Origin of the sequence: Halorubrum sp. CGM5_25_10-8B, from assembly GCF_005435095.1 — an archaeon.
GTDB lineage: Archaea > Halobacteriota > Halobacteria > Halobacteriales > Haloferacaceae > Halorubrum > Halorubrum ezzemoulense.
Window position 1 is genome coordinate 31,783 of the sequence record NZ_SGTY01000023.1, and the last position, 9,304, is coordinate 41,086.

Genomic DNA, 9,304 nt, shown 5'->3' on the forward strand with positions numbered 1-9,304 from the left:
ACTCAGGTTAGTTAGCGCACGAAAACGGACGAGCGAGAGCATCAGAGGTTTGGTCCTGAGGAGTCTCGCTCGCTCTCGGACCCACCAAGCCCGATCCGGTTCAGGATCGACCCGATGCCTCCCTCGCCGCCGGGTTTCGTCCCGTCCGACGTATCCGAACGGTCGTCATCCTCCTCGTCGAGATGGAGCTGAGTCGCCAACGTTTCGAGCAGCTGATCGACCCGGCGTTCGACCGTCCGGTTGCCGGCGCGACTGACGAGACTCGCCTCCTCTTCGACCGCCTCGTACACCCGTGCACGCCGCGTGCGAGCTCGCCGATAGAAGACCGTCGCCACGACCAGCGCGCTCCCGGCGGTGACGATTGTGGTCGCCGTAATCATCACGAACGAAGCCCGGTCCTCGGGCGGGTCTATCCACGGGTTCGTCGAGAGATCTGCACGCTCGCTCACGGTGTCTTGGACCTGCTGCCCGTAGCGAGTAAACCGGACCGTCGCCGTCGCCGGGACGACCTCTTCGTACGCCAAGGTCCGCGGGACGACGTCGAATGCGATCCGGACCTCTTCGCCCGGCTCCAGTTCGGGGATGGTGAAGCTGTTCGCCCCCGCCGGAGTGACTTCGATCCCCTGATTACTCGGCTGAACCCGCGTCGCATAGCTGTCGGCTTGGATATGGGTACGTTCGCCGCTCGCGAGCCCGATGTTGATGTCCCGGAGCGTCGTATCCTGCGCCTGAACGGTAACGATGACGTCGATCTCCTGTGAGGGGGTCGCTCCGTCGTAAGACGTCTTCACGGAGACGGCATCTTGGACCGGCGACGCCGCCGCGCTTCCAGCGAGCGACGTGCTAACGACCAACAGTACGAGGACGCCGGCGAGAACCGGATTCCGACGCCCGCGGTTCATAGCGTCACCCCATCGTCCGAGTCGTCGGCTTCGATACCGTCGTCGTCGCGGCGATCCGCGGGTGCCGACAGCATCGGCACGAGCTCAGGGTAGGCGAGGTTCTGAACTAGGTCCACCTCCTCACCGAGCAGCCGCTGGATGTCACCGGCCTCCCACCGCTCGCGGAGCACGCGGTACTCGGAGGTGTTCGCCAACCGGACGTTACCGTGGAGCATGACGTAGTCGATCCGGAAGGGATCGGCGATCGTTCCGGTATCCAGCTGGGTAGTGACATCGTTGTTGGCCATAATAGATCCCATGCTCGGCTGGGTCGTCCCGGTCATGGTGAGCACGGGCTCGTTACCCGGATTCGCCATCGGGATCAGGAGACGGTTGGGGTGGTTGTCGGCCATCTCGTGGAAGTTGTCCTCGAGCGGCTCCCGGATGAGCCCCATCGCCCGATCGATCTCCCGCAGGATGCCGTCGCGGGTCAGTAACCCCGACTCGACCAGGTCGAACAGCGTGGAAGCGTTCACCAGCGTCTCGCGGCTCAGGCTGTCCGTCGACTCGATGTCCAGCGGGATCTCCGTGATGCGGCCACTGGTCGTGTCAGTAACCCGATTTTGGAAGGTCTCTCGGGTCTGCTGGAGGCTCTCGAGGCGATTCCGCTTTGAGGTGAGCAATTGCGTGCCGCGCTCGCTCCCCTTCTCGACGAGATCGATTGTGGTCTGTAGCTCCGAACCTAGCGGGGGCAGCTCCCCGCTGGCGATACGTTCCCGGAGCTCCCCGAGGTGCTCGTACTCGTCGAAGAGCTGCTTCAGCTCCTGACGCGTCTCGCGGACGGACTCAAGCTGCCGCCGTAGGCGACTCCGCTCCCGGAAGGAGAACATCGACGTATTCGACAGCTGGTTCTCGAGGTCCTGCTCGTGGGTGGCTAGGAACGGGTCGATAGCCTGCTCGTACTGCGTGGCCACCTCGGCGTCACTGAGCCCGGCGAACTCCTCTTCGAGCTCCTGGGCGTTCTTCTCCCAGAGATCCTCGACCCGATCCGAGAACGGATGCGCTTCGATCTCAGCCAGGAGCCGGGCCCGCACCATCTTCAGGAAGAGGTACCGACCGACCGTCCGGTGGGGGACGAACTGGTCGGCGGCGAAGTCCCCCAGCTCACTCTCGTGGATCTCATCTGGGAACGGGCTGTCTCCGACAGCGCGGGTCGGCACCTCGGCGAACACCCGCTCGATCTGGGTCTCGATCTCCTCGAACGACGACTCGGTAAGGTCGATCGCGGAGACGCTTTCCACCAGCTGTGACGCACGCCCCGCGAGGGGCGCGCTCAGCGCTCCGACGATATCGGGGACACTGCCCGCGTCCACGTCGGTAGACCGGAGGGACGACAGCTGATCGGCGAGCGACTCGAGGTCGTCGACGCACGCTTCGAGCTCGCTGATCTCCGATTCGACAGCGCCGATCTGCTGTTCGGTGTTCAGCAACTCGAGCGCCGGTTCGACGCTCGCCCGGACGCTGGCCGCATCGATTGTGTAGAGGCGGTCGTCGAGAACCGTACTGTAGAGATTCCCGAGGTCGTTGTCGCCACTCGTCGTCGACAATGCGAGCACGGCGGCGGCCAGCTTGTAGTTCACCCCAGCGAGGTAGCTCGTCCGCTCATCGCCGTCCCAGGACCCGTCTTCGGCCCGATCCTCGTCGATCGGCATGAGAAGCATGGCGTCGAGCGGCGGCTCTGTAATCTCGAACGACGGGTCGAGCAGACCGTCGGCACTCTCGACGTCCGGAGCGGCCGGCATCTCGAGACGGGTAGGCCCGTTGACCTGGGGGCGGCCGTGCGCGTCCGGGAGGTTGAGCAACGTCGACAGCGCGTGCAGCGAGTTGTTCGTATTGACGAAGTACTCGCTGATCCCGCTGGGAGCGACGCGCTGGTTGGCCGCGCGCAGTTCCGAGACGGTGCCGAGCCCGTTCAGATAAACGTCGATGTTGTAGCGGGCGCCGATATCGGTCGCGATCTGCCCGGCCATCGCGCTCACGAGCGGGAACATGCCGGGCGCAGTCCCACCCGACAGCGACGCGAGGACCCACACGGACAGCTCCGAATCGGTGGGCCCGACTGCCGTGCCGATCTCCTCGGACAACATCTCGTGAACGCGCCGGCTGTGATGTTCGAGCAGGAACCGGCCGACGTTCGGGACCCGGGAGGTCCCCTCGCTCGGTAGGGTGTGATTCTCGTCGAGGTACGGAACGGCGGGATCCGTCTTGGCACGCTCGAACCGCCGCTTCACACGGGAGTCGGTGTCGAGCGGGATGTTCCGGAACTCGTCCGGGATGTCCCCGCCATCGATATCGGTTGACTCGATGGACACGAACCGGAACTCCGGGTCGACATCGTACTGGTTGGCGAGCTCGTACAGCCACTTCGCGGTCCGCCTCGAGCCAGTGCCGAGGGAAACTACGAACACCGTTCGTGAGCTGGGATCGTCGGTCATGGTTGGTAGGTCGCGCCCCGTCGAGTACGCATCGACCGGTGCGCTCACCACACGCTTAGGCACAAGGGAGATTGAGGCCTATCGTGTGACCTATCTGGTAGCTATCGGGTCACCGGAGACGAAACGAGTCTCCCGGGGCGGACAGAGTGGAGTCGGTGTCAGGCGGTGGGGCCGCGCCCACATCGTTTTGCGAGGCGGGTATGAGAACGCGCCCGAAGAACAGCCACCACAGCCGTCCGGTCGCCCCGCTCGACGTGTCTGCTATCTTTCGGCGTCACACACTGATATGGCGTCTTGCCCGAAGTAGAGTCATGCCGGTGTCGTGGGACAACTGAGCCGATGCCAGCACGCGAGCGAGTGGCCGACCGGCTTGCACGCCACCACGATCACGATCGAAAAATAGCCAGCGACGAGTTCACCACAGGGAAACAGCCGGCGACGTGTGAATTTATGCTGACGCTCGCCACGGAGACGGCGGGCGGGTTTCTCGTCAGAGCGACTGGCACCAGCTTGGGAGCCATCGAATCGGAGGGCTGTCGAACCGTCGTCGAGCAGATCGCACGCGAGCAGGGCTGGGCGGTCGACGGGAGCCAGGTCGAACGGTTACGGGCACGCGAAAACGAGTATACGCGATTGTTCCTGTTTCAGGAGCGGATGACGGAGCAGGACCGCGATCAAAGAGTTTCGAAGCCGTCCGAGGCCACCACCCAGTAGTCTCGCCGAAGCAGATCGACCCGGTTCCGGTCTACCAACTGCGCCGTCAACGATTCTGTGAAAACAGGGCCAGAGACGTCACACTAGGATCGGTTCTAGCTCCCACTGGAAGGTAATGCAGCCGCCACACAGATCGAAGTCGATGGTCTGGAAGGTCGCGTGCTCTTTGATAGCGCGACGGCGCACGTCACGTTCGGTCTCCTCTTCGTTCGGGCTGTAGAGCCCGATCCGGAAATGGTTTTTTCTGTGACCAGCCTGGTCGACGAATTCCGTGAAGATGTCCTGAAGCGCATTTTTAAGCTGACTATCAGTGACGCCGGTCGGCGTCATGAGCTCGTCCGCCACGATCTCCCCCGTGATTTGAAATCCGGTCGCGTGGCGAGCGCCGAAGTCATGCGGCCGAAACGTGGAGAACCGCACAGACGGGTCCTCACACTCCAGCTGCTGGCTCAGTCGGACGTACGTGTACGCCTCCGCAGAGAACGGGTCGATGGGCAGCTGGTCCGTTCCACCGCGATCGGCCGCGGTCTGAACGTCGCGATTGGCGGATACGTACTCGATAGCTGCCCGAACCCGATCATCCGTCGGGACGTGATACGGGTTGACGGCGAAATCACACACCGGCTCGAACGGGCAGAGGTACTCGAACCCCGGCCGGGCCACCCGCGGGACAGCCACCAACGCAAGGATCTCCTTGAGGGGCTCGAGGTCGCCGTTGTCACTCAAATCGGGTTTCCCGCTCGCTCCATCGAAGTGTGGGAAGGCGGCCGCTTCGGATGCGATGTCCACCTGCGCGAGTGGCTCCTCGGACCCTGCCAGCTGACGCACGGCGAGCAAGACGTCACGCTTTCTGGACATCCCGAGGATCCGCCATACCTGATTCCGAAACGCAGGTGACGTGGTCCCTGAGAGGTTCCAAGCCACTGACGGAGGCGAACCGGCAGACTCGTCCCCGTCATCAGTGGACCCGGCGCCGCCAGAGCGTTCACGGTTTGGTTGGTGGTGGTCTGCCATCTCGTATCGACGTACGAGAGACATCCCGAATGACATGTCGTCGCGCCAAAACTAACGTAAACTATTTACCAAGACGTGGCCGGCGGGTGTAGTCAGGCAAAATCGCAGATTCGGTTATCACCGTGATACCGACTAGAGTCTGGATGCCTCCCCGAGCCCGACTCGGTTCACTTACCGTAACGAACTAGACCCCACTCGCATCCGGACACGCTTTCCACTATCAATCGGACTGCGGGGTACACTCCAACTCTCATCGGTGTCGAACGATGGGCGGTTTCGAAACCGGTCTCGGGACCGGGACTCGTTCGATAGTCGGATATCGCTTCGTCGTCGGATCCACCCCTCAGTAAGGAGGCCCACCGAACGATACAGCGGTCGAGCAGCCTCCGGGATGGAACTCGCGGTCAGGTCCACGGTGCCAGGGCCCGGAGAAGGAACTGGCATGGACGTCGGCACACCGACGACCTCACCTCGACACGACAGCGTCGCCAGGCGAGGCACAGGTCTGTCAGATACCGCCGACCGGACGGATATCCGGTCACCACCGACCACAACGAGGCAACCATGGGAATGACCGTCAACGTCGAGAATCAGGAGATCCCCGTCGAAGAGGACACGACCGCAGCAGACGTCAAAGCGGAAGCGAATCTCAACGATGACGCGGTTCTCACGTACCGCGGTGAGGACGGATTCGACTCGCTCAACGACGACGACGTCGTCGTCGAGCACGTCGACGAGGGAACGCGACTAGAGCCGCAACCGCTCGCCGACAACAACGTCTTTGGAGGAGCATGAACATCCACCGCGCACTCGCGGAGGTACAAGACCTCAAAGAGCACCTCGGAGAGGAGTTCCGCGGCCGGGTCGCGTATAACTTCACCGACACTCCAGAGGTTCGATTCGAGGGGTTTCAGTTTCCGCCCGGCTGGAAAAACACGCGCGGGAGTCGACACGGCCGAGTCCTGTTCGAGCTCCCGGAGTCGTATCCAGATCACCCACCGCACGTCTACGTCGACGGAGAAATGCGGTTCGAGGGCGGCCGCCCGGCGGCGATGGCACCGGCCCGCCAGGATGGGGACTCCAAGTGGGTCCCTCTCAGCGTGTTTCCCTCGGAGCGGAACTGGGACCCGGAGGCCAACTCCCTGACGACGGCAGTCACCCAGCTGATGGAGGTTCTCCAAGCTCCCGACAGGGAGATCCCCATCGAATCGGACGCTGAGCGGACCAATGACACCGACGAGCACGCCGAGCCGTCGGAGGCCAACGACGACCGCACGGACGAATCGAGCGAGGGTTCCGAGCAATGACCGGTCCCGACCGGACGAGCCAACAGCACGTTCGGCCCGAGCGGGCGACGGAATCGGAGAGCGAAGCCGAAAGCCAGTCGGCAGCCCCGGCGTCGGAAGCTGACAATGACGGCGAGGAACCCATCGAGCGCCCCGACGGGAGTGCCGAAACGGGCGATGAACCGGCGCTAGATGCCTTCGTCGTCGTGGTCGACGGCGAATCGGTCACGATCGACGCCGAGACCACAGCCGCAGAGCTCGGCCAATCGGTCGATGCTGATCCGGACACTGTGTTCACCTATCGAACGTCCGACGGCGTCAAGGCGCTGTCCGGTGACCAGACCGTCGCGAACGCGATCGACGACGGAGCCGAGCTGCGGACCCAGCCGCTCGGCGACGGGGAGGTGTTCGGGTAGCCATGGATCCCAAACGCGTGATTCCGGAGGTCCAGAACCTACACGCGCTCATCAAGGAGCGACAGAACCCCATCATGTCATACGACCTCCTCGACGACAAGACCGTCACGATCGAGCTGCTGAAGTTCCCCGACGGCTGGGAGAACGACGAGGGGACGCACTTCGGCACCGTCATCTTCGACCTCTCCCGGTCGTATCCGAAGAAGCAGCCGAAGGTGTACGTGAGCGCTGACCTGCGCTACGAGGGGGACAGCCCACACGTCCTGTACAACCAGTCGGCCGCGCCGGATGGGTTCACCAAGTACTGCATTCACCGACTTTCCGATTGGGACCCGGACCAGCACAGCCTGACCACAATGTTCAATCTCCTCGAGGTGTCCCTCGAGCATCCGCGTTCGAAGAACCCACTCCAGGAGGCCTAACCATGTCACGAATACAAATCAGCGACGTCTCAGACGAGCTCGAGTTAGTGATCACCGCCCAGCAGCTCCGGGAGATCCGCGAGTGGACGCTTCAGGAGGACGGCATCGAGCGGTTCACCTACCTCTACTGTGAGGAAGTCGATGGACGGCTGTTGACCCGGACCGTCGACCCGGTCCCTGCTGATCAGTGCGAGGTACAGGAAGCCCACGCGGTGCGGCCGTCGCTCGAGGTCGAGCGCGAGCGGTTGGGCGAGGCCATGGAAGACGGCCTGGTCCCGATCATGGTCCACAGTCACCCGTTCAGCGACGTGCCCAGCTTCAGCGGGTTGGACGACGAGATCATGGAGGCCTACCGGGAGTGGATCGGAAACCTCTACCCGGAGATCCCACTCGGCTTTGCGGTCGTCGGCCACGAGGGTATCGATACGGCAGTGTACGTCGACCCCGAGGACGATCGCCGCGTCCGGCTCGGGGTCGACGTGGTCGGCGAGTGGAAACTCGAGCAGTCGTTGGAGATGCCGGACCGGGAGACGGCCACCGCGATCGACCGGGACCGCTACGACCGGTCGATCAGAGCGCTCACGGCGGACGGACAGCAGTCGATCGCCGAGACGCGGGTCGCCGTCGTCGGTCTGGGTGGGCTCGGGTCGATGACGGCCGTCCAGTTGGCCCGGTTCGGCGTCGAAGACTTCCTGTTCGTCGATCCGGACGTCGTCGAACGATCCAACCTCCCGCGGATATACGGCGCGACGGAAGCCGATATCGACCGGCACAAGGTCGACGTCGTCGGCGAGCACGTCGTGCGAGCGAACCCCGACGCGACGGTCGAGGCGTATCGCGGCCGCGTCCAGGACGTCCCCGAGGAGACGCTCGCCACGTGTGACGTTATCATCGGAGCCGTCGACCGGCTCACGGCGCGGCAGTACTGTAACGAGTTCGCCGTGCGGTACCTTCGGTACTACATCGACGGCGGCGTGGCAATCGAAACCGCCGACAACGGGTCAGTCACCGACGAGCGCGGGCTGATCCAGCTAGTTGCCCCCGGCGTGAGCGGCTGTCTAGACTGTCTCGGGCGCAATGATCCGCAACAGCTCCAAGTGGAACAGTCGAGCGAAGCGGAGATCGAGGCGGACTTGGAGCGAGGCTATATCGACGAGGACGTCGTCGCGCCCGAACCGGCGGTCACGCCGCTGAACGGGATGGCGGCCTCGAGCATTACTCGGCTCTTCACGAAGGTAGTGACGGGGTACGCGGCCCCGCCGGACTACCTGCGACTCGACGGCCTGAACGACGAGCTCGTCGCCGTCAGCACGCACACCTCGGACGACTGCCTGACCTGTAACGCCGACGCACTGCTCGCCCGCGGGCCGTTCGAGTTCGACGACGACCTGCTGGTCTCCGAACCGAGCGACAGTCTGGACACAGAGGCCATCAGCGACCACGTCGCCGACGACAACGAGATCAGTTCTCACCTGATCGCGTCGGAGCATCGTCACTCGCCGTCCGAGCCGACCGGCGCGCAGCCGGCGTATCCGCAGCTCGATGTCGAGGCCGCTCCGGGCGCAGTCAGCTGGGGCGATGGCAACGGTACAGTCGCCGACGCGACTCCGGGCGAGGAGCTGACGGGAAACGCCTCGGACGGCCAGCCTGACGTGGACGGCCCGTCGTCGGCAGTCGCGAACCGAGCGGCTACCGAGCGGCCAGCGCCGGCCGAGGCTCCTGACGCAGGCGCTGGAACTTCGTCACTGAAAGAGGATTCGGTAGCGCAGCCTCTCGACGCCGATCGTGCGGCTGATCAGGCCCAGACCTCCGAACAGGAGGAGTCGGGACAGAGCGAGCGGTCCGTGCCCGGGTTCGGACGGAGGCTGCTACGCTCAAAGCGCGGGATACTCGGACTCGCACTGGTGTTCCTCTGCCTTCTTGGGGTGAAGTGGGTGCGCGAGCGCTCGTGGTCGCGTTAAGTTTGGCGTGAATTGTGGTAGACAGCAACGGCTTCGAGCCAATTTTGAGCTGTCTCGAGTGCGACATTGCTAAAACTATTCGCAAACGAGGATGTTCGTCGTTCTATTTCCCAAA

9 protein-coding genes and 1 pseudogene are annotated in these 9,304 nt (G+C 63.7%); 6 read left to right on the forward strand and 4 right to left on the reverse strand.

The genetic code is table 11. From position 1 onward, the window contains the following. Window positions 1–41: 41 nt before the first annotated feature. Entirely contained in the window at window positions 42–902 is an 861-nt protein-coding gene (locus EXE51_RS15695) for a hypothetical protein (protein ID WP_094494275.1), read from the reverse strand. Then, window positions 899–3,376: a tubulin-like doman-containing protein gene (locus EXE51_RS15700; RefSeq protein ID WP_137693011.1), complete on the reverse strand. Its 2,478-nt coding sequence runs from the start codon at window positions 3,374–3,376 to the stop codon at window positions 899–901. Before EXE51_RS15700 ends, EXE51_RS15695 begins: the two co-directional genes overlap by 4 nt. A gap of 339 nt (window positions 3,377–3,715) precedes the next feature. Between EXE51_RS15700 and EXE51_RS15705 the strand changes: the two genes are divergently transcribed. Then, complete coding sequence (locus tag EXE51_RS15705; RefSeq protein WP_094494273.1) at window positions 3,716–4,090, forward strand: hypothetical protein; 375 nt, start codon at window positions 3,716–3,718, stop codon at window positions 4,088–4,090. Between the two features lie 78 nt (window positions 4,091–4,168). On the opposite strand, the gene EXE51_RS15710 is transcribed toward EXE51_RS15705, so the two are convergent. After that, the gene (locus EXE51_RS15710; protein WP_137693012.1) at window positions 4,169–4,879 is read right to left on the reverse strand and encodes a hypothetical protein; all 711 of its coding nucleotides are present in this window, start codon (window positions 4,877–4,879) and stop codon (window positions 4,169–4,171) included. 789 nt (window positions 4,880–5,668) lie between these two features. On the opposite strand from EXE51_RS15710, the gene EXE51_RS15715 reads away from it, so the two are divergent. Genes EXE51_RS15715 through EXE51_RS15735 form a run of 5 tightly spaced genes read left to right on the forward strand, consistent with a single transcriptional unit; the run spans window position 5,669 to window position 9,189 of the window. After that, window positions 5,669–5,899, forward strand: a complete 231-nt coding sequence (locus EXE51_RS15715) for a hypothetical protein (protein WP_094494271.1) — start codon at window positions 5,669–5,671, stop codon at window positions 5,897–5,899. Beyond that, window positions 5,896–6,411, forward strand: coding sequence for a hypothetical protein (locus EXE51_RS15720; RefSeq protein WP_137690524.1), 516 nt, complete (start codon window positions 5,896–5,898; stop codon window positions 6,409–6,411). Before EXE51_RS15715 ends, EXE51_RS15720 begins: the two co-directional genes overlap by 4 nt. Next, on the forward strand, window positions 6,408–6,806 hold the full coding sequence (locus EXE51_RS15725; RefSeq protein WP_137693013.1) for a hypothetical protein: 399 nt from the start codon (window positions 6,408–6,410) through the stop codon (window positions 6,804–6,806). The genes EXE51_RS15720 and EXE51_RS15725 overlap by 4 nt, the downstream gene beginning before the upstream one ends. A gap of 2 nt (window positions 6,807–6,808) precedes the next feature. Beyond that, window positions 6,809–7,228, forward strand: coding sequence for a hypothetical protein (locus EXE51_RS15730; protein ID WP_094494268.1), 420 nt, complete (start codon window positions 6,809–6,811; stop codon window positions 7,226–7,228). A gap of 2 nt (window positions 7,229–7,230) precedes the next feature. Further along, window positions 7,231–9,189, forward strand: a complete 1,959-nt coding sequence (locus EXE51_RS15735; protein ID WP_137693014.1) for a ThiF family adenylyltransferase — start codon at window positions 7,231–7,233, stop codon at window positions 9,187–9,189. Here EXE51_RS15735 and EXE51_RS18020 read toward each other — a convergent pair. Continuing rightward, window positions 9,186–9,304: pseudogene (locus tag EXE51_RS18020) on the reverse strand (IS6 family transposase); the annotation flags it as partial. The gene EXE51_RS15735 and the pseudogene EXE51_RS18020 sit on opposite strands and share 4 nt — an antisense overlap.